The sequence below is a fragment of the Bradyrhizobium sp. BR 1432 genome (genome assembly GCF_051547705.1).
GTDB classification, from domain to species: Bacteria; Pseudomonadota; Alphaproteobacteria; order Rhizobiales; family Xanthobacteraceae; genus Bradyrhizobium; species Bradyrhizobium zhanjiangense.
The window spans coordinates 2,846,290-2,866,320 of the sequence record NZ_JBPUGF010000003.1 but is presented as its reverse complement, the minus strand read 5'-3'; the positions used below and the strand labels follow the sequence as shown (position 1 = coordinate 2,866,320).

Genomic DNA, 20,031 nt, shown 5'->3' with positions numbered 1-20,031 from the left:
GCTTTTCTTCTAAGGGTACGATACCGGGCCGGACATTAGACCAGGCCGGATCGAACGCAACACCGGAAAAGCTGTCTCCGGACTTGATGCGGGGACATGCGTTGAGGCGCTATTTTAGTACATGAAATATCGCTGCGCCATGGGCAGCACCTCGGCGGGCGCGCAGGTCAGCAGCTCGCCGTCGGCGCGGACCTCATAGGTCTCCGGATCGACCTCGATATCGGGCGTGGCGTCGTTGTGGATCATGCTCTTCTTGGAGATCTTGCCGCGGGTGTTCTGGACCGCATAGAGCTTCTTGTCGATGCCGAGTTTTCGCGCAAGACCGCCCGCGACCGCCGCCTTCGAGGTGAACAGCACCGAGGACGCCGTCCGCGCCTTGCCGAAGGCGCCGAACATCGGCTGGTAGTGCACCGGCTGCGGCGTCGGGATCGAGGCGTTGGGATCGCCCATGGGCGCGGCGACGATGCTGCCGCCCTTGACGATGCAGTCCGGCTTGACGCCGAAGAAGGCCGGCGACCACAGCACGAGGTCGGCGAGCTTGCCCTTCTCGACCGAGCCGATCAGTTTCGACACGCCGTGGGCGATCGCGGGATTGATGGTGTATTTGGCGATGTAGCGCTTGACGCGGAAATTGTCGTTGTCCTTGCCTCTGTCCTGCGGCAGGGAACCGCGCTGCTTCTTCATCTTGTCAGCGGTCTGCCAGGTCCGGATGATGACCTCGCCGAGGCGGCCCATGGCCTGCGAGTCCGAGGACATCATCGAGAGCGCGCCGAGATCGTGCAGGATGTCCTCGGCGGCGATGGTCTCTTTGCGGATGCGACTTTCCGCGAAGGCCAGGTCTTCGGCGATCGAGGGATCGAGGTGGTGGCACACCATCAGCATGTCCAAATGCTCGTCGATGGTGTTGCGCGTGAACGGCCGCGTCGGATTGGTCGAGGACGGCAGCACGTTCTTCAGGCCCGCGACCTTGATGATGTCAGGCGCGTGACCACCGCCGGCGCCTTCGGTATGGAAGGCATGGATGGTGCGGCCCTTGAACGCCTTGATCGTGTCCTCGACGAAGCCGGATTCGTTCAGCGTGTCGGTATGGATCATCACCTGGATATCGTGATCGTCGGCGACCGACAGGCAGTTGTCGATCGCCGCCGGCGTCGTGCCCCAATCCTCGTGCAGCTTCAGTGCGCAGGCGCCGGCTCTGATCATCTCGACCAGTGCGGCCGGCCGCGAGGCATTACCCTTGCCGGAGATACCGAGATTGACCGGGAAGGCGTCGAACGACTGGATCATCCGCGCGATGTGCCACGGCCCCGGCGTGCAGGTGGTGGCGAAGGTGCCGTGCGAGGGGCCGGTGCCGCCCCCGAGCATCGAGGTGACGCCGCTCATCAGCGCGTGCTCGATCTGCTGCGGGCAGATGAAGTGGATGTGGCTGTCGAAGCCGCCGGCGGTGAGGATCTTGCCTTCGCCTGCGATAACATCTGTGCCTGGGCCGATGACGATGGTGACGCCGGGCTGGATATCGGGATTGCCGGCCTTGCCAATCGCAGAGATCATGCCGTCCTTGATGGCGACGTCGGCTTTCACGATGCCCCAATGGTCGACGATCAGCGCATTGGTGATGACGGTGTCGGCCGCGCCCTGCCGGTTGGTGACCTGCGACTGGCCCATACCGTCGCGGATCACCTTGCCGCCGCCGAACTTCACCTCCTCGCCGTACGTGGTAAAATCCTTCTCGACCTCGATGATGAGGTCGGTGTCGGCCAGCCGCACCTTGTCGCCGGTGGTCGGGCCGAACATGTCGGCATAGACGGAACGTTTGATCTTGACGGACATCACAAGCCCCGATTGCGTTTGAACATCTGGTCAGTCACAGCAAGGATCTCGCTGCTTTCACGGCATCATCGAATTTCTCGTCGAGCCACGCATTGCCGCCGCGGCAGCCTGCAACGACCTGCGTGGCCCATCCGATGTAATCGGCGAGATCGTCCCGCTCCTCGGCGCTCGGGTCGGTTTGAATGCGCGCCTCTGTATTGCTGATCTTGTCGGCGATCTTGATCAGTTTTGCGCCGGGGGATTTCTTCGGCGCTTCGAGCACCTGAAGCCGCCGCCGTTCGGCCCTTGGCAGGCTCATGTCGTCGGTGCATTCCACGATGAGGGCGGCGACACGCGCCGAAAATCTCTGCGCCAGCTCCTCGCGCGTGGTGTCGGTGTCCTCGATCATATCATGCAGCCAGCCGGCCGCGACCAGCTCGGCGTCGGCGCCGTCGGTCGCGGTCGCCAGCAGGTTCGCGACCTCGGCGAGATGATTGATATAAGGCTCGTTGCCGCGCCCCTTGCGCGCCATGCCGTTGTGGCGGTGCGCAGCGAGCTCGGCAGCTTCGGAGACAAGGCGGATCGGTGTCAGCATGGCAAAGACCTCCGTTTTCGCCTCAACCGTGCCGCACCAGGCTCGTTCCTTCGGAGATCACAGCTTCCCCATGACGTCGCCGCGGAAGCCATAAATGGTCTTCTTCCCGGCCATGGCGACGAGCTGGACGTCACGGGTCTGGCCGGGCTCGAAGCGGACGGCGGTGCCGGCGGCGATGTCGAGGCGCATGCCGCGGGACTTCTTGCGATCGAACTTCAGCGCCGGGTTGGTCTCGAAGAAATGGTAGTGCGAGCCGACCTGGATCGGGCGGTCGCCGGTGTTGGCGACCGTCAGCGTCACGGTCTTGCGGCCGGCATTGAGCTCGATCTCGCCGTCCTGAATGAAGAGTTCGCCGGGGATCATGCTTCTCGCTCCTACCTGATCGGCTCGTGCACGGTGACGAGCTTGGTGCCGTCCGGAAAGGTCGCCTCGACCTGGATGTCGTGGATCATCTCGGGGATGCCGGGCATCACCTGGTCGCGGGTCAGCACCTGCGCGCCGGATTGCATCAGCTCGGCGACGGTGCGGCCGTCGCGCGCGCCTTCGAGGATGAAGTCGGAGATGATCGCAACCGCCTCGGGATGGTTGAGCTTGACGCCGCGGTCCAGCCGACGGCGGGCCACGATCGCCGCCATCGAGATTAGAAGCTTGTCCTTTTCGCGGGGAGACAGATTCATGCGACATCTCTTCCGTTCAACCAGTCAGTTCAGCCAGAGCCGCGGCAGGGCCGCGCCGGTGCGCGCCAGCACCGCCATCATGTCGGCGCGCAAGCGCGCCGCATCTTGGGCACAGAACCGCGCCATTGCAAAGCCATTCCAGGCGGATATCCCGACCTCGCCGGCGAACGAATCCGATGCCTCGCGGATGCGCTCGACCAACGCCTCGTCGCCGGGCACGATCAGGGCCGTGCCGATCGCGGCGCCACTCTTGGCCACGGCGGATCGCGCCAATTTTTCACCGATATGACCATGTAGCCTGACAGCCTCTGCGAACACCAGCCTGCCGCCGCGAGAGAGCCGCCAGCGATCGACGAACTCGCCCTGCTCCATCCGCTCGCCCATGGCGGTGCGACCGAACACCACGATCTCGCAGAGCAGGAGCGAAGCCGCCTCATCGAGCGCGATGTCGAAGCGGCGATGGACACGGGCGCGATCAAATAGGATTGTTTCCTGCGGCAGCCAGGACAGATGCGCCCCTGCGCCGACCTTCAGCGCGATATTGAGCTCGGCCGCCTGCCCCGGCGCACGATAGACCTTTTCTGCGGCCGCCGTCGTCAGCGTCAGCCGCGCAGCATCAGCGGCTGTGATCTCAATGTCGAAGCGATCGCCGCCGGCGACACCTCCGGCCGTGTTGACGAACACGCCGGAGAGCCCCTCGCCTTCCGGCGAGGGAAAGCGCACGCGCAGCGAGCCGGACTCATGCAAGGTCCCGCGCCGCGTCACACCATCGCGCGCATGGACGTCGAAGCGCACCGCGCCGCGGGCGCGGTTGGCCTCGAAAACCGTCGATGTGACCGAAACGTCGCTGCGCATCCGCCTCCCCAGCCGGTCGCGGCAGAATGGCCTACAGCGCCATCTGGCGGCTGATTTCGCTCGCGTCGAGATTGGAGCGGTCGCAGGTGAACTTCACCGCGCCGCGATCCATCACCGCGAAACTGTCGCCGAGTTCGCAGGCAAAGTCGAGATATTGTTCGACCAGGACGATCGCGATGTTGCCGAGGTTGCGCAAGTAAGAGATGGCGCGGCCGATGTCCTTGATGATCGAGGGCTGGATGCCCTCGGTCGGCTCGTCGAGCAGCAGCAGCTTTGGTCGCATTACCAGCGCGCGCCCGATCGCGAGCTGCTGCTGCTGGCCGCCGGAGAGGTCGCCACCGCGCCGGCCGAGCATGGATTGCAGCACCGGGAAGAGCGAGAATACGTCGTCCGGAATGTGCTTGTCCTCGCGCCTGAGCGGGCCGAAGCCGGTCTTGAGGTTCTCCTCGACCGTCAGCAGCGGAAAGATCTCGCGGCCCTGCGGCACGAAGCCGATGCCTTTGCGCGCCCGCTCATAGGGCTTCAGGCCCGTGATGTCGCTGCCGTCGAGCACGATCGCGCCCGAGGAGATCGGATATTGCCCGACCATGGCGCGGAGCAGCGAGGTCTTGCCGACGCCGTTGCGCCCGAGCACGCAGGTGACCTTGCCCGGCTCGGCCGAGATCGAGACGCCGCGCAGCGCTTGGGCCGCGCCGTAGAACAAATTGATGTCCTTGACCTCAAGCATCGCTCAGCGTCCCAGATAGACTTCGATGACCCGCTCGTTGGACGAGACCTGGTCGATGGTGCCTTCCGCCAGCACGGTGCCTTCATGCAGACAGGTGACCTTGACCCCGAGCTCGCGCACGAAGGTCATGTCGTGCTCGACCACCATCACAGTGTGGGTCTTGTTGATCTCTTTCAGCAGTTCGGCGGTGAGATGCGTCTCGACGTCGGTCATCCCTGCGACCGGCTCGTCGACGAGGAGCAGCTTCGGATCCTGCGCCAGCAGCATGCCGATCTCGAGCCACTGCTTCTGGCCGTGGCTGAGGCTGCCGGCGAGGCGGTTGCGGGCATCGGTGAGGCGGATCGTCTCCAGCACCTTGTCGATGCGCTCGGACTCCGCCTTGCTGCCGCGCCAGAACAGCGTGCCGCGAACCGAATGATCGACATTCAGCGCAAGCAGGAGATTGTCCTGCACGGTCTGGCTCTCGAACACGGTCGGCTTCTGGAATTTGCGGCCGATGCCGAGCTCGGCGATGCGGGTCTCGTCGAGCCGCGTCAGATCGGTGACACCGTCGAACAGCACGGTGCCCTCGTCCGGCTTGGTCTTGCCGGTGATGATGTCCATCATCGTGGTCTTGCCGGCGCCGTTCGGGCCGATGATGGCGCGCATCTCGCCGGGCTCAAGTGTCAGCGACAGATTGTTGATGGCGTGGAAGCCGTCGAAAGAGACGTGCACGCCGTCGAGATAGAGCATCGCGGAGGTCGCGCGGCTGTCCATGACGTTCATCGCGCTACTCCGCCATCTTGGGTTCGGTGACGCCGTCTTCGGCCGCAGCGCTCGCAATGGCTGCAGCGGTGCGCTTTTCCCTCGAGGAGTCCCACCAGGCGTTGAAGGTGCCGACGATCCCCTTGGGCAGCAGCAGCGTCACCAGGATGAACAGCGCGCCCAGCATGAACAGCCAGTACGGCGCCAGCACACCGGAGGTGAAGAACGTCTTGGCGTAGTTGACGACGACGGCGCCGAGCGCAGCACCGACCAGCGTGCCGCGGCCGCCGACTGCAACCCAGATCACCGCCTCGATCGAATTGCCGGGGGCGAATTCGGATGGATTGATGATGCCGACCTGAGGCACGTAGAGCGCGCCGGCGACGCCGGCCATGCAGGCCGACACCGTGAACACGAACAGCTTGTAGGATTCGACGCGGTAGCCGAGGAAGCGCGTCCGCGATTCCGCATCGCGCACCGCGATCAGCACCTTGCCGAGCTTGGACGAGACAATGGCGCGGCAGATCAGGAAACCTGCAATCAGCGCCAGACAACTCAGCGCGAACAGCGCCGCACGCGTACCCTCCGCCTGGACGTTGAAGCCCAGGATGTCCTTGAAGTCGGTCAGGCCATTGTTGCCGCCAAAGCCAAAATCGTTGCGGAAGAACGCGAGCAGCAGTGCATAGGTCATCGCCTGCGTGATGATCGACAGGTACACGCCGGTGACGCGGGAGCGGAAGGCGAGCCAGCCGAAGCAGAAGGCGAGCAGGCCCGGCACGACCAGCACCATCAGGGCCGCAAACCAGAACATGTCGAAGCCGTACCAGTACCAGGGCAGCTTCTGCCAGTTCAGGAACACCATGAAGTCGGGCAGGATCGGGTTGCCGTAGACGCCGCGGGTGCCGATCTGCCGCATCAGATACATGCCCATGGCGTAGCCGCCGAGCGCGAAGAACGCACCGTGGCCGAGCGAGAGGATGCCGCAATAGCCCCAGATCAGATCGATCGCGAGCGCGAGGATGGCGTAGCAGACATATTTACCCCAGAGCGCGACCAGATAGGTCGGCACCTGCAGGAACGAGCCCGCGGGCAGTAGCAGGTTCGAGAGCGGGATGAGGATGCCGCAGGCTGCGACGACGGCAAGGAAGATCGTCGCGCTGCGGTCCAGCGATCGCGTCAGCATGTGAGGAGTCATGCTTCCACCGCACGGCCCTTGAGCGCGAACAGGCCGCGCGGCCGCTTTTGAATGAACAGGATGATGAGAACCAGGATGGCGATCTTGCCGAGCACGGCGCCGGCGACCGGCTCCAGGAACTTGTTGGCGATGCCGAGCGTGAAGGCGCCGACCAGGGTGCCCCAGAGATTGCCGACGCCGCCGAACACCACGACCATGAAGCTGTCGATGATGTAGCTCTGGCCGAGATTGGGGCTGACATTGTCGATCTGCGACAGCGCCACGCCGGCGATGCCGGCGATGCCCGAGCCGAGCCCGAAAGTCAGCGCATCGACGCGCGAGGTCGCGATGCCCATCGAGGCCGCCATGCGGCGGTTCTGCGTCACTGCGCGCATCTCGAGGCCGAGCGCGGTATAGCGCAGCATCGCGAGCAGGATCGCGAACACCGCCAGCGTGAAGCAGAGGATCCAGAGCCGGTTATAGGTGATGGTGATCTGGCCGAGCTCGAAGGCGCCGCTCATCCAGGAGGGGTTGCCGACCTCGCGGTTGGTCGGGCCGAACATGGTGCGCACCGCCTGTTGCAACACCAGCGACAGGCCCCAGGTCGCCAGCAGCGTCTCCAGCGGACGGCCGTAGAGGAAGCGGATGATGCTGCGCTCGATCAGGACGCCGATGGCACCGGCGACGAGGAAGGCGAGCGGCACCGCGATCAGGAGCGAATAGTCGAACAGGCCGGGATAGCGGGTGCGGATCACCTCCTGCACCACGAAGGTGGTGTAGGCCCCGATCATCACCATCTCGCCATGGGCCATGTTGATCACGCCCATCACGCCGAAGGTGATGGCGAGCCCGATCGCGGCGAGCAGCAGCACCGAGCCGAGCGAGAGGCCATACCAGGCGTTCTGCACCATGGACCAGACCGCAAGCGAGTTCTGGATCGAGCCGATCGCGCTCGCAGCAGCCTTGCTCACCGAGGCCGGCTGGTCGCCCATGCCGGTGAGCAGCGCCAGCGCCTCCTGGTCGCCGCGCGCCTTGAGGGTGGCGACGGCCTCCAGCTTCTCGACCTCGGTGGCGTCCGACTTGAACAGCAGGATGGCCGCGCGGGCTTCGCCGAGCGCGGTCTTGACGGATCTGTTGCCTTCCTTGGCCAGCGCGGCCTCGACCGCCTCGAGCGCGGCCTCCTCATGCGACTTGAACACCGACTGCGCGGCCTGGAGGCGCGTCGACAGATCCGGCGACTGAAGCGTCAGGCTGCCGAGCGCGGCGTCCACGCTGCGGCGCAGGCGGTTGTTGAGGCGGACCGCGCTCGCGCTGTCGGGAACGCTGGCCACGGGCTGGCCGGTTGCGGCGTCGATCGACTTGCCGTCGGCGCCGGTGACATAAACCTTCTTGCTATCCGGATCGGCCATGAGGCGGCCGTCCTGCAGCGCGCTGATGATCGGGAATGCCAGCGCGTTGCCGCTGCTCGCGACCGCGCCGATCGCCTCCTCCGTGTCGGAAAAATCGTCATTGGCGAACTTGGCGACCGCATCTTCGAACGGACCGGCGAAGGCCGGCAGCGCGAACGCGATCAGAAACAGCGAGAGCGCAAGCGAGCAGAGACGGGCAGACAAATGGGCTGGCACTGTGAATGACCCCGGCAGAAATGGTTGGAGAAGGCGGCGGGATCGCCGCCCTCTCCGATCGTGTCATGGAGCGTCAGGTCGGGATCAGGAGCCCGAACCGAGGCACTTGTTGGTCTTGGTGTTGAAGTTGCCGCACTTCTTGCCGACCCAGTCGCCGATCAGGTCCTTGGAGCCGTCCAGCTCCTTCGACCAGGCATCGCCAGCAACGAGGCCCGGGGTCTTCCAGACCACGTCGAACTGGCCGTTGCCTTTGATCTCGCCGATGAACACCGGCTTGGTGATGTGGTGGTTCGGCAGCATCTTCGACACGCCGCCGGTCAGGTTCGGCGCCTCGATGCCGGGAAGCGCGTCGATCACCTTGTCCGGATCGGTCGACTTCACCTTCTCCACGGCCTTCACCCACATGTTGAAGCCGATCACGTGCGCTTCCATCGGATCGTTGGTCACGCGCTTCGGATTCTTGGTGTAGGCCTGCCAGTCCTTGATGAACTTCTCGTTCGATCCGTCCTTGGTCTTGATCGATTCGAAGTAGTTCCAGGCGGCGAGATGGCCGACCAGCGGCTTGGTGTCGATGCCGGCGAGCTCTTCCTCACCCACCGAGAACGCGACCACCGGGATGTCCTTGGCCTTGACGCCCTGGTTGCCGAGCTCCTTGTAGAAGGGAACGTTGGCGTCGCCGTTGATGGTCGAGACCACTGCGGTCTTCTTGCCGGCCGAGCCGAACTTCTTGATGTCGGCCACGATCGTCTGCCAGTCGGAGTGACCGAACGGCGTGTAGTTGATCATGATGTCTTCCTGGGCGACACCCTTGGACTTCAGATAGGCTTCCAGGATCTTGTTGGTGGTGCGCGGATAGACGTAGTCGGTGCCCGCGAGCACCCAGCGCTTCACCTTCTCTTCCTTCATCAGATAGTCGACGGCGGGAATCGCCTGCTGGTTCGGCGCAGCACCCGTGTAGAACACGTTGCGCTCGCTCTCCTCGCCCTCGTACTGCACGGGGTAGAACAGGATGTTGTTCAGCTCCTTGAAGACCGGGAGCACCGACTTGCGCGACACCGAGGTCCAGCAGCCGAACACGACCGAGACCTTGTCCTTGGTGATCAGCTCGCGCGCCTTCTCGGCGAACAGCGGCCAGTTGGAAGCGGGGTCGACGACGACGGCTTCGAGCTTCTTGCCGAGCACGCCGCCCTTCTTGTTCTGCTCGTCGATCAGGAAGAGGATGGTGTCCTTCAGCGTGGTCTCGCTGATGGCCATGGTGCCGGAAAGGGAGTGAAGCACGCCGACCTTGATGGTGTCGTCCGCGGCCTTGGCGCCAGTCAATGAAGCCAGACCGAGCATCAGTCCGGCGGTCGCGGCGAGGATGCCGCGGCGGCTAAATGACGCCGCTATATCGTGAGTGGATTTGCTAAACATGAGTGTATCATCTCCCTGACGCAGACGTGAAAACGCTGCGAAACGGCCCCACGGCCGCCTGCGATTAACGGATTCGCAAGAACCATGCCATGGACTGAGCACCTCTCAAACCATTGGATCTACTTATAAAATGACCTGAATTCCAAGTTTAGCCGCAGTCTTTCCGCCTAAACCCTGGGCAACTGAAATGTATGCGAAAGCGGCAGGCAGTCTATTTTTTATGCAAATTGCCAATTCTGGCTAAATTTCCGGCATAACTATTTCTGCACCGCAACCGCCGTTTGAGGCGAGCTTGCCTTGAAAGCGCCCCTGCGATGTTCCATATGAAGGATCGAGACTGCTTGCGAATCAAGCCGTCGTTGCGAGCTGCGTGTTCTTAAGGCCCTACCGGCCTCTGGCTTGCCCCATATCTCCCAAGCCCATCCGACACCCCAAACACGCAGGTGTCTTCTCGACACCCTATGCGCGCGCCGCGCCGAATGCGCCGGGCGCCCGCTATTGACATGGAAAGTACCCCTCTTTTGACTTCGTTTCAGGATTTCGGCCTCGCCGAACCCATCGCGCGCGCTCTTCGTGAAGAGAGTTACGTCACCCCCACCCCGATCCAGGCCCAGACCATCCCGCTGGCGCTGACCGGCCGCGACGTCGTCGGCATCGCCCAGACTGGCACCGGCAAGACCGCGTCCTTCGCGCTGCCGATCCTGCATCGCCTGCTTGAGAACCGCATCAAGCCGCAGCCCAAGACGGCCCGCGTGCTGGTGCTGTCGCCCACCCGCGAACTGTCCGGCCAGATCCTCGACAGCTTCAACGCCTATGGCCGCCACATCCGCCTGTCCTCGACGCTCGCCATCGGCGGCGTGCCGATGGGCCGCCAGGTCCGCGCCCTGATGCAGGGCGTCGACGTGCTCGTCGCCACCCCCGGCCGCCTGCTCGACCTCGTGCAGAGCAACGGATTGAAGCTTTCAAGCGTTGAATACCTCGTGCTCGACGAGGCCGACCGCATGCTCGACATGGGTTTCATCAACGACATCCGCAAAATCGTCGCGAAACTCCCGATCAAGCGCCAGACGCTGTTCTTCTCGGCCACCATGCCGAAGGACATCGCCGAGCTCGCGGACGCCATGCTGCGTGATCCCGCCCGCGTCGCGGTGACCCCGGTCTCCTCCACCGCCGAGCGGATCAACCAGCGCATCCTCCAGGTCGATTTCTCGGCCAAGCCCGCCTTCCTCACCAAGCTGCTGAAGGACGAGCCGATCAACCGCGCGCTGGTCTTCACCCGCACCAAGCACGGCGCCGACAAGGTGGTGAAGACGCTGGCCAAGGCCGGCATCGCCGCCAATGCCATCCACGGCAACAAGTCGCAGAACCATCGCGAGCGCACGCTCGCCCAGTTCCGCTCGGGCGAGATCCGCACCCTGGTCGCCACCGACATCGCCGCCCGCGGCATCGACGTCGACGGCATCAGCCACGTCATCAATTTCGATCTGCCCAACGTGCCCGAGACCTATGTCCACCGCATCGGCCGCACCGCGCGCGCCGGCGCCGACGGCACCGCGATCTCGCTCGTCGCCGGCGGCGAAGAGCTCAGCTATCTCCGCGATATCGAGCGCCTGATCCGCGTGGCGCTGCCGCGGGAAGATCTCCGCACCGATGCCGGCCGCCGCGATGCGGGCCCTCCCCCATCGCAGCAACGACAGGGCCGGCCGGGCGGCCGCCCGGGCCAGCGTCCGCAAGGCGCACGGCACGGTGACGGGCGGCGTGCCGACGAAAGGCATGCCGACGGGCGCCACCATAGCGGCGGCAAGCCGAGCGACGGCCGGCCCGGCGAGGGACGGCATGGCGAGGCCAGGCATGCTGACGGACGGCCCGGCAATGGCCCGAAGGCCTCAAAGGGTTCACGTCGCCGCCGCACCGGCACTCAGATGCATTCCTCGCCTGCAGACCGCCCGGAACAGCGTTCCGCGCATAGCGCCGGGACCTCCGATGGGATACAAGGCGTTGCCTTTTTGCGCCGGGAGAGTCGGCCGAACGGCCAACCGAACCGCAAACCCTATTCGCACTAGCTGTCCACGACCTGGAGAAATTCATGGCTAAGGAAGAGCTGATCCAGTTCGAAGGACTGGTCACCGAAATCCTCCCCGACGCCCGCTACCGCGTGCAGCTCGACGCCGGACACGAGATCGTTGCCTATACCGCCGGCAAGATGAAGAAGAACCGCATCAAGACGCTCGCGGGCGACCGCGTGACGGTGGAAATGTCGCCCTATGACCTCGAGAAGGGGCGGCTGATTTTCCGCCACAAGGACGAACGTCCCAGCGCGGCGGGTGGACCGCCGCGTCCCGGCCAGCGCGGCGGCCAGTTCCGCCGCCGCTAATCGGTTCTCGCGCGCGAGCGCGGCAGTAAAATTCCGATCCGTATGCTGATCCGCCGTGACATCACGGCGGATCAGAAAATCGTGCGCGTCAGGATTGTTTTGAGGCTTTAATTCCGATAAAATGAATTAATCGATTTTCGGCCGGACGACATTAGCATCCACCGGTACAGCCGGTTCAGACACGCTGACGACCCTTCCAAAATTCGATCTAACCTGCCTGCGCGAGCGGGCTCTTACATTGTGTTATCTAGAAGGGACTACCCCAGTGAGCATGGGAACCGTGAAGTGGTTTAACGCGACCAAGGGCTTTGGCTTCATCCAGCCCGACGATGGCGGCAAGGACGTGTTCGTTCACATCAGCGCCGTCGAGCGCGCGGGCCTCGGCTCGCTGCACGAAGGTCAGAAGGTCTCCTATGAGATCGTGGCCGACCGCCGCTCCGGCAAGTCGGCAGCGGACAACCTCCGCGCCGCGGGCTGAGCCTGCCGGGCCTCTCGCCCGGATATTGACTCGGGCCGGCTCAGGCGAGCCAAGGAATAAGGCCGTGCGCAACGCACGGCCTTTTTCATGTCGGAAGGAAGTGGCTGCGCTCAGTAGCGTCGTGCAGGCCGTAGAGGTGCGTTAACCACGGACGACCCGCGGCACAGAGAAGTATTCTTGCTCGCGCGAGCTTTCCGGGTGGACCGAGATCCTCCCGGGCAAAGCGCCAATCGGTCCTGCTAGTTGGTCTTGGCGGCCCCGCCAGCAGCCCCGCTGGCATTGTTGCTCAGCGAACCTGCCTGGGTCATCGTGTGGTTGAAGTAGGCGTCGCTGTCGCCGAGCGTCAAGCGACGCTGGCAAAGCGGCATGCAGCTGTAGGACTCGCGCTCGATCCCGCGATAGACGGTGACGAGCCGGTCGCTCGGACCTTCGACCTGGATCTGGCGGTCGACCAGGATCTCGCCGCCCCGGTCGAGCGCGATGAAATTGGTGGCACCATAACCCTTCCCGGTCACGACGATCATGCCGCCGGGCTGCAGCGTGACGTCGGCGATCAGGGGATTGCCGACCACGATGGTCGCGACCTTGCCGGGGAGCCGGACCAGCTTGGCCTGGTCGACATTGACGGCAATGGTGTCGGCGGTGGGCTCGGCAAGGCCGGCACCAGGCGATGCCAGCATCGCAGCCGCGACCAGAAGGCAGACGCGCGCCTGACGGCGCAGCAACTCTTTACGCATACACTTACCCCCGGGACGTCACAAACCGGCAGAAACGATCAGATACAGCGGAGCCGGTGCCCGACCCGGCTAACCTGCCCTTAATTCGTGAACGTTCCGCAAACTCGCCGACTATTGTTTGAAGGGACCGGCGCTTTGTGGCTCTCGGAGGCGTTGACGCCGCCCTAAAGCTCGATGAGACGAATCGTCATCGCGCTTTAGGTTATTGTTTGAGCATGATCTTTTCGGAAAACCGCTGCACGCTTTTCCGGATCATGCCTAGCGGCGGAACGGATAGGCGAGCTGGCCGCCGATTTCCTTCGGTATGGTCGCTTCGTCCTTGCCGTAATCCTGCGGCAGCCTGCCCTCCGGCATACGGAAGGTGCCGAACAGCACGTCCCAGATCGGGAATGTCCCGGCAAAATTGGTGTCGCCGCCCTCTGCGAGCGAAGTGTGGTGCCAGCGGTGGAACACCGGCGTCGCCAGCACGTATCTGAACGGTCCGAAGGTCCAGTTCAAGTTGGCGTGCACGAAGGCAGAATGGAAGGTGGTGAACGGGCCGACCCAGATCATGACGTTCGGGGAGATACCGCCCATCAGCAGCACGACGTCGACGCTGATCGTCCCGAGCATGAGATTGACGGGATGGAAGCGCGCCGCAGAAATCCAGCCGATCTCCTCCGAGGAATGATGGATTGCATGGTACTTCCAGAACCCGCCGTCGTGGAAAAGCCGGTGCAGCCAGTACAGCATGAAATCGGACAGCACCAGGAACAGCACGGCCTGCACCCACAGCGGCAGCTGTGACAGCGGGCCATGGCCATTGTCGTAGAAGGCGATGAGTTCGTCGGCATCATGGATGTTGAAGACGACGCCGGCGCCGACGATCAGCAATCCGATCCGCATGGTACGGGCGAACACCGGAACGAAGAACCAGTAGCAGATGTCGGTGATGATCTCCCGCTTGCGCCACCACGGCGCGCCGGGATTGCAGGCCCAGAAATGCTCGAGCACGGTGAAGACTGCCGCGAGCACCAGGGTGACGGGGAGCACCTTCGCGATGGTCTCGCCGAGCATCAGGGCGACTTGCATGGGCAGGCTCGACATCGTCGCCTCACTTCCGAATTGCTGGTCCCGCCTAGGCCTACTCCGCTAGATTTAAGGGAGGGTGAAGCCGGCCGGCGCGTGCGCTGCATTCGAAACCGGGCCTAATTCAACGCCCGCCTTAAGACGAAATTCACTCTGGCCAAAAGCATCGCGCGACAAGCGGATTTGCGCGATTGAATTAACGCTACCGAAAGAGCTCGGCTCTCATCTTCGTCGCGTCAAAGACGGCGCCGAACGAGGCGATCCCACCCAGAAGGAGTTTTGTTCATGAAGAACCTGATTGCGCGTTTCGCGAAGGACGAATCCGGCGCCACCGCCATCGAATACGGTCTGATCGCCGCCGGCATCGCGCTGGCCATCATCACGGTCGTCAACAATCTCGGCAGCTCGCTGAACACCAAGTTCGGCTCGATCAGCTCGTCGCTGAAGTAAGTACCCGACGAGCAATTCGCAAAAGCCCCGGATCTCCGGGGCCTTTGTTTTTCTGAAGACGGCGAGTTCCAGTGGCGTTGCGCGAGTACAGAACCGATGCCGCGGTCGCGGCGAACGAGGCGGAGGCGGCGCAGACCGGCTCGCCGGCCTATTGGGTCTGCCTTGCGCTGCTGCTTGCGACGGTCGCGCTCGCCGTGCGCATTGCCAGCCTCTGGTGAGCACGCTCGCGGCGGAGCCAGCCTCGCCACCCGGCTGCCGTTGTCGGTTTGTTTAGCACTGCCGGCTAGCATCCGCGCCGCCAGCTTCGGCGACACAACCAGGCCTCAAGACGCAGCCCATGATCCTCGACCTTGCGCGCCTTCTGCTCTTCCCGGCTCTCATGGCATTCGCCGCCGCGAGCGACCTCTTCACGATGACGATCTCGAACCGCGTGTCGCTGGCATTGGTCGCCGGCTTCTTCGCCCTCGCTCTCGCCGGTGGCATGGCACCTTATGAGATGCTGAGCCATGTCGGTGCCGGCGCACTTCTGCTCGTCGTGGCCTTCACCTGCTTTGCGATGGGCTGGGTCGGCGGCGGCGATGCCAAGGTCGCGGCCTCCGTCGCACTCTGGTTCGGCTTTGCGCATCTGATGAACTTTCTGCTCTACGCCTCGCTGTTCGGCGGGGCGCTGACGCTGCTCCTGCTTCAGTTCCGGCAATGGCCGCTACCCTACGGACTGGCGGGCCAAGCCTGGCTCGCACGGCTGCACGCCAAGGAGAGCGGCATTCCCTACGGCATCGCGCTCGCACTGAGCGCGCTGATGGTTTACCCGGAGACCGAATGGGTGAAGGCGATCGATCTCGCTCACCTCGCGCTGCGCTGAACGCACCGGGTAAACCCGGCGTTAAGGCGATTTAGATACGCCTCATTAACCATGCTTTGACGAATAGCTGGTCAACTGCCGATCACGGCGGCGGCAGCGTCGCGGCGTTTTGTTGGAAAGTGAAGCGTATGAATAGGGCACGCATTGTCGTCCTGACCGTCGCCATCTGCGCCGGCGGCGTCGCCGCGTACCTGGCGAGCGGCACGGACAATTCTGCGCCGCCTCCGGCTCCGGTCGCACAGCTTCCGACCGTCGACGTCCTGGTCGCCAAGAACGACATCGGTCTCGGCCAGACCGTGAAGCCGGAAGACGTGCAATGGCAGACCTGGCCGACCGCGACCGCCAGCGCCACTTTCATCCGCCGCAACGAGCGTCCCGAGGGCGTGACCCAGGTGACCGGCTCGATCGCGCGCGCTCCCTTCATCCAGGGTGAGCCGATCCGCGACCAGAAGCTGGTCAAGGCCGAGGGCTCCGGCTTCATGGCGGCCATCCTGCCGAGCGGCATGCGGGCGATCTCGACCGAGATCTCGCCGGAGACCGGCGCAGGCGGCTTCATCCTGCCCAACGACCGCGTCGATGTGATCCTCACGCGCCGCCTCAAGAATCCGGACCAGAGCAACGGTGCTCCGGACATCGTCACCTCCGAGATCATCCTGACCAACATCCGCGTCCTGGCCATCGACCAGGCGCCGAAGGAGAAGGACGGCCAGAACACGGTGGTCGGCAAGACCGTGACCTTGGAGCTCAATCCCGCGCAGACCCAGGCGCTTTCGTCGGCCCGCCAGGCCGGAACGCTGTCGCTGGCGTTGCGCAGCATAGCCGACGTCAAGATGAGCGAGATCACGCTCGACGAATCCGCACAGAAGCGCGACGGCGTTTCGATCATTCGCTACGGCATTCCAAGTCAGACGGCGAAAGCAAGATGAAGGCAGTCGATATGAAATGCAGGGCAAATCTGGCGACGATGCGAACCTCACTGGTTCGCGCCCTGTCGTTTTCGGCCGCCCTCGCGCTGACGCTCAACCCGGCCCTCAGCCCGGTGGTCGCCGCCGACTACCGTCCCGTGGCGCCGGTCGCGGCCGACGGCCAGATGAACGCGCGTTTCCTCTCGCTCGGCATCGGCAAGTCTGTCGTGATCGACCTGCCGCGCGACATCAAGGACGTGCTGGTCGCTGACCCCAAGATCGCCAATGCCGTGGTCCGCTCGGCGCAGCGCGCCTACATCATCGGCGCCACCGTCGGTCAGACCAACATCGTGTTCTTCGATTCTGCCGGCCAGCAGATTGCGGCCTATGACATCGCGGTCAAGCGCGACCTCAACGGCGTGCGGGCCGCGCTGAAGCAGATCCTGCCCAATTCCGACATCCAGATCGACGGCCTCGGCGATGGCATCGTCCTGACCGGCACGGCGGCGAACCCGTTGGAAGCGCAGCAGGCCAACGATCTCGCCGCACGGCTCGCCGGCAGCGCTGACAAGGTGGTGAACTCGATCGTGGTCCGCGGCCGCGACCAGGTCATGCTGAAGGTGACGGTGGCGGAAGTCCAGCGCAACATCGTCAAGCAGCTCGGCATCGACCTCTCCGCGAACCTGAACTACGGCACCTCGGTGGTGAGCTTCACCAACTCGAATCCGTTCACGGCTCTCGGCAAGAACCTCGTGGACGGCAACAACCTGACCACGAAGTTCGGCGCGACGCCGACCGTGCAGGCCACCCTGCGCGCGATGGAGACCGCGGGCGTGATCCGTACGCTGGCCGAGCCGAACCTGACCGCGATCTCCGGCGAGTCGGCGACCTTCATTGCCGGCGGTGAATTCCCGGTGCCGGCAGGCTACGCCTGCGATCCCGTCACGCATGTCTGTACCACCCAGATCAGCTTCAAGAAGTTCGGCATCTCGCTCAACTTCACCCCCGTGGTTCTGAGCGAGGGCAAGATCAGCCTGCGCGTGATGACCGAGGTCTCGGAACTGTCGAACGAAAATGCGATCACACTATCCCAGGCCGTGAGCTCGACGTCGGTGAACTCGCTGACGGTGCCCTCGATCAGGACCCGCCGCGCCGAGACCTCGCTGGAAATTCCCTCGGGCGGCGCGATGGCGATGGCCGGCCTGATCCAGCAGCAGACCAAGCAGGCGGTCAGCGGACTGCCGGGGCTGATGCAGCTCCCGGTCCTCGGCACGCTGTTCCGCAGCCGCGACTTCGTCAACAACGCAACCGAACTGGTCGTGATCGTGACGCCCTATGTCGTTCGCGCGGTCGCGCAAAAGGACCTGTCGCGGCCGGATGACGGCTTCGCCGCCCCCGCCGATCCGCAGGCCGAGTTACTCGGCAACATCAACCGCATCTACGGCGTGCCCGGCCGGACCGAACCGGCCAGGAATTACCGCGGCACCTACGGCTTCATCACCGACTGAAGCGGAACGGGGACTTCACGATGATCACAAGACCACCCCAGCTTCGCAAACGCGCCATCCGCCTCGGTGGCGCGCTCGTCGGCATGGCGCTCGCGCTCGGCGGCTGCCAGCACGACGAAGCGGTCACCGCCTCCATTCCCGACGATTACAAGCAGCGCCATCCGATCGCGATCGAAGAGCAGAACCGCTCGATCGTCGTCTTCGTCGGCCACGCCCGCGGCGGCTTGACCGCCGCCCAGCGCGCCGACGTGATGGGCGTCGCCTCGGCCTGGCTGCACGAGGGCACCGGCGCCATCCGCATCGACATGCCCTCCGGCACGCCCAACGCGCGTCCGGTCGCGGACACCATGCGTGAGATCCAGGCGATGCTGGCGGCGGCAGGCGTTCCGCCGCGCGGCATCAACGTTCACCCCTACCAGCCGGAAGACAAGCGCTTCCTGCCGCCGATCCGACTCACTTACTCCAAGATCGCCGCGGTCGCGGGTCCCTGCGGCCTGTGGCCGGACGACATCGGCCCCTCGATCAAGAACAAGAGCTGGTTCGAGAACAAGGACTATTACAATTACGGCTGCGCCTATCAGCGCAACCTCGCGGCGATGGTCGACAATCCGTCGGACCTCGAGCAACCGAGGGCTGAAACACCGACTTATATAGCGCGTCGCACCACGGCCTTCGAGAAGTATCGCAAGGGAACGACGACGGCGACCCTCCATCCCGAAGCCGACAAGGCCAAACTCAGCGACACCGGCAAATGATCAGCTACGCTCGCCAGCCTCAAGAAGAGCAGCCGGAAACCCCGCCCCCGCCGGTCGAGGAGCATATTGCGCCCTCGCCGCGTGTCTCGGTGCAGGCGTTCTGCGAGACCGTGGAGACCGCTGCCGCGGTGCAGTCGGCCGGCGAGGATCGCCGTCTCGGCAAGGCCCATCTGAAGATCCAGATGGGCGGCATGGCGGCGGCGATCGAAGCCTATCGCTCGGCCCCGACACCGAACGTGATCGTGCTCGAAAGCGACGGTCGCAGCGACCTCCTGGGCGGGCTCGATCAGCTCGCCACCGTCTGCGACGCCGGCACCCGCGTGGTCGTGATCGGCCGCATCAACGACGTCATGCTCTACCGCGAGCTGGTGCGCCGCGGTGTCAGCGACTACGTGCTCGCGCCGGTCGGCGCGATCGACGTCGTGCGCTCGATCTGCAACCTTTTCTCGGCACCGGAAGCCAAGGCGGTCGGCCGCATCATCGCCGTGGTCGGCGCCAAGGGCGGCGTCGGTGCTTCCACCATCTCCCACAACGTCGCCTGGGCGATCGCCCGCGATCTTGCGATGGATGCGGTCGTCGCGGATCTCGACCTCGCCTTCGGCACCGCCGGGCTGGACTACAACCAGGACCCGCCACAGGGCATTGCCGACGCCGTGTTCTCTCCCGATCGGGTCGACACGGCCTTCATCGACCGCCTGCTGTCGAAATGCACCGATCATCTCAGCCTGCTGGCAGCGCCCGCGACGCTCGACCGGGTCTATGACTTCGGCTCCGACGCCTTCGATGCCGTGTTCGACACGCTGCGTTCCACCATGCCCTGCATCGTGCTCGACATCCCGCACCAATGGTCGGGCTGGACCAAGCGCGCCTTGATCGGAGCCGACGACATCCTGATCGTGGCCGCGCCCGATCTCGCCAATTTGCGCAATACCAAGAACCTGTTCGATCTGTTGAAGGCCTCGCGCCCCAACGACCGGCCGCCGCTCTACTGCCTGAACCAGGTCGGTGTCCCGAAACGGCCCGAAATCGCCGCCACGGAATTCGCCAAGGCGATCGAGAGCCAGCCGGTCGCGTCGATCCCGTTCGAGCCGCAGATCTTCGGCTCGGCGGCCAACAACGGCCAGATGATCGCGGAGATCTCGGCCAATCACAAGTCGATCGAGATGTTCCTTCAGATCGCCCAGCGCCTGACCGGCCGCAGCGAGACGAAGAAACAAAAATCGTCCTTGTTTTCACCCCTGATTGAGAAGTTGCGGGGAAAATAAGCCGCCGCAT

22 protein-coding genes are annotated in these 20,031 nt (G+C 64.2%); 10 read left to right on the top strand and 12 right to left on the bottom strand.

What is annotated here, in order from left to right; all coding sequences use genetic code 11:
- Positions 1-114: 114 nt before the first annotated feature.
- The 10 genes from ureC to urtA all read right to left on the bottom strand — a co-directional run bounded on the left by ureC (position 115) and on the right by urtA (position 9,619).
- Positions 115-1,830 (bottom strand): urease subunit alpha, encoded by a 1,716-nt coding sequence (ureC, locus tag ACSKB8_RS13635; RefSeq protein ID WP_438104622.1) that lies wholly within the window; start codon positions 1,828-1,830, stop codon positions 115-117.
- A 34-nt stretch (positions 1,831-1,864) separates the two neighbouring features.
- Positions 1,865-2,404: an HD domain-containing protein gene (locus tag ACSKB8_RS13630; RefSeq protein WP_438104620.1), complete on the bottom strand. Its 540-nt coding sequence runs from the start codon at positions 2,402-2,404 to the stop codon at positions 1,865-1,867.
- A 57-nt stretch (positions 2,405-2,461) separates the two neighbouring features.
- Positions 2,462-2,767 (bottom strand): urease subunit beta, encoded by a 306-nt coding sequence (locus tag ACSKB8_RS13625; protein ID WP_035708642.1) that lies wholly within the window; start codon positions 2,765-2,767, stop codon positions 2,462-2,464.
- A gap of 11 nt (positions 2,768-2,778) precedes the next feature.
- Complete coding sequence (locus ACSKB8_RS13620) at positions 2,779-3,081, bottom strand: urease subunit gamma (RefSeq protein ID WP_027553946.1); 303 nt, start codon at positions 3,079-3,081, stop codon at positions 2,779-2,781.
- 24 nt (positions 3,082-3,105) lie between these two features.
- Positions 3,106-3,936, bottom strand: coding sequence for an urease accessory protein UreD (locus ACSKB8_RS13615; protein WP_438104618.1), 831 nt, complete (start codon positions 3,934-3,936; stop codon positions 3,106-3,108).
- A gap of 31 nt (positions 3,937-3,967) precedes the next feature.
- Positions 3,968-4,663 carry an urea ABC transporter ATP-binding subunit UrtE gene (gene urtE / locus ACSKB8_RS13610; RefSeq protein ID WP_128936628.1) on the bottom strand — a complete coding sequence of 232 codons (696 nt, stop codon included), beginning with the start codon at positions 4,661-4,663 and terminating at the stop codon, positions 3,968-3,970.
- 3 nt (positions 4,664-4,666) lie between these two features.
- A complete protein-coding gene (urtD, locus tag ACSKB8_RS13605; protein WP_438104616.1) occupies positions 4,667-5,428 on the bottom strand; it encodes an urea ABC transporter ATP-binding protein UrtD in 762 nt (253 codons plus the stop codon).
- Positions 5,429-5,432: 4 nt separating this feature from the next.
- On the bottom strand, positions 5,433-6,602 hold the full coding sequence (gene urtC / locus ACSKB8_RS13600) for an urea ABC transporter permease subunit UrtC (RefSeq protein WP_438104614.1): 1,170 nt from the start codon (positions 6,600-6,602) through the stop codon (positions 5,433-5,435).
- Positions 6,599-8,206 carry an urea ABC transporter permease subunit UrtB gene (gene urtB / locus ACSKB8_RS13595; RefSeq protein ID WP_438104613.1) on the bottom strand — a complete coding sequence of 536 codons (1,608 nt, stop codon included), beginning with the start codon at positions 8,204-8,206 and terminating at the stop codon, positions 6,599-6,601. Before urtB ends, urtC begins: the two co-directional genes overlap by 4 nt.
- A gap of 84 nt (positions 8,207-8,290) precedes the next feature.
- Complete coding sequence (gene urtA, locus ACSKB8_RS13590) at positions 8,291-9,619, bottom strand: urea ABC transporter substrate-binding protein (RefSeq protein ID WP_438104611.1); 1,329 nt, start codon at positions 9,617-9,619, stop codon at positions 8,291-8,293.
- 479 nt (positions 9,620-10,098) lie between these two features.
- Between urtA and ACSKB8_RS13585 the strand changes: the two genes are divergently transcribed.
- The 3 genes from ACSKB8_RS13585 to ACSKB8_RS13575 all read left to right on the top strand — a co-directional run bounded on the left by ACSKB8_RS13585 (position 10,099) and on the right by ACSKB8_RS13575 (position 12,471).
- On the top strand, positions 10,099-11,682 hold the full coding sequence (locus tag ACSKB8_RS13585; RefSeq protein ID WP_438104610.1) for a DEAD/DEAH box helicase: 1,584 nt from the start codon (positions 10,099-10,101) through the stop codon (positions 11,680-11,682).
- A gap of 23 nt (positions 11,683-11,705) precedes the next feature.
- Entirely contained in the window at positions 11,706-11,993 is a 288-nt protein-coding gene (gene infA / locus ACSKB8_RS13580; RefSeq protein WP_092292310.1) for a translation initiation factor IF-1, read from the top strand.
- A 265-nt stretch (positions 11,994-12,258) separates the two neighbouring features.
- Positions 12,259-12,471: a cold-shock protein gene (locus tag ACSKB8_RS13575; RefSeq protein ID WP_370987979.1), complete on the top strand. Its 213-nt coding sequence runs from the start codon at positions 12,259-12,261 to the stop codon at positions 12,469-12,471.
- A gap of 239 nt (positions 12,472-12,710) precedes the next feature.
- Here ACSKB8_RS13575 and ACSKB8_RS13570 read toward each other — a convergent pair whose 3' ends face one another.
- Together ACSKB8_RS13570 and ACSKB8_RS13565 are read right to left on the bottom strand one after the other, a co-directional pair.
- The gene (locus tag ACSKB8_RS13570) at positions 12,711-13,208 is read right to left on the bottom strand and encodes a pilus assembly protein N-terminal domain-containing protein (protein ID WP_128936635.1); all 498 of its coding nucleotides are present in this window, start codon (positions 13,206-13,208) and stop codon (positions 12,711-12,713) included.
- A 258-nt stretch (positions 13,209-13,466) separates the two neighbouring features.
- Positions 13,467-14,294 (bottom strand): sterol desaturase family protein, encoded by an 828-nt coding sequence (locus ACSKB8_RS13565; RefSeq protein WP_438104607.1) that lies wholly within the window; start codon positions 14,292-14,294, stop codon positions 13,467-13,469.
- Between the two features lie 267 nt (positions 14,295-14,561).
- Between ACSKB8_RS13565 and ACSKB8_RS13560 the strand changes: the two genes are divergently transcribed.
- The 7 genes from ACSKB8_RS13560 to ACSKB8_RS13530 all read left to right on the top strand — a co-directional run bounded on the left by ACSKB8_RS13560 (position 14,562) and on the right by ACSKB8_RS13530 (position 20,021).
- Positions 14,562-14,726 (top strand): Flp family type IVb pilin, encoded by a 165-nt coding sequence (locus ACSKB8_RS13560; protein WP_014498224.1) that lies wholly within the window; start codon positions 14,562-14,564, stop codon positions 14,724-14,726.
- A 77-nt stretch (positions 14,727-14,803) separates the two neighbouring features.
- Positions 14,804-14,944 carry a hypothetical protein gene (locus ACSKB8_RS13555; RefSeq protein ID WP_164934713.1) on the top strand — a complete coding sequence of 47 codons (141 nt, stop codon included), beginning with the start codon at positions 14,804-14,806 and terminating at the stop codon, positions 14,942-14,944.
- Between the two features lie 119 nt (positions 14,945-15,063).
- Positions 15,064-15,588 carry an A24 family peptidase gene (locus ACSKB8_RS13550; protein ID WP_128940034.1) on the top strand — a complete coding sequence of 175 codons (525 nt, stop codon included), beginning with the start codon at positions 15,064-15,066 and terminating at the stop codon, positions 15,586-15,588.
- Between the two features lie 128 nt (positions 15,589-15,716).
- Positions 15,717-16,514 (top strand): Flp pilus assembly protein CpaB, encoded by a 798-nt coding sequence (cpaB, locus tag ACSKB8_RS13545; RefSeq protein ID WP_438104604.1) that lies wholly within the window; start codon positions 15,717-15,719, stop codon positions 16,512-16,514.
- 11 nt (positions 16,515-16,525) lie between these two features.
- Positions 16,526-18,001, top strand: coding sequence for a type II and III secretion system protein family protein (locus tag ACSKB8_RS13540; protein ID WP_438110520.1), 1,476 nt, complete (start codon positions 16,526-16,528; stop codon positions 17,999-18,001).
- A gap of 20 nt (positions 18,002-18,021) precedes the next feature.
- Entirely contained in the window at positions 18,022-18,756 is a 735-nt protein-coding gene (locus tag ACSKB8_RS13535; RefSeq protein WP_438104602.1) for a CpaD family pilus assembly protein, read from the top strand.
- Positions 18,753-20,021 (top strand): AAA family ATPase, encoded by a 1,269-nt coding sequence (locus tag ACSKB8_RS13530; protein ID WP_091881234.1) that lies wholly within the window; start codon positions 18,753-18,755, stop codon positions 20,019-20,021. The genes ACSKB8_RS13535 and ACSKB8_RS13530 overlap by 4 nt, the downstream gene beginning before the upstream one ends.
- Positions 20,022-20,031 lie beyond the last annotated feature (10 nt).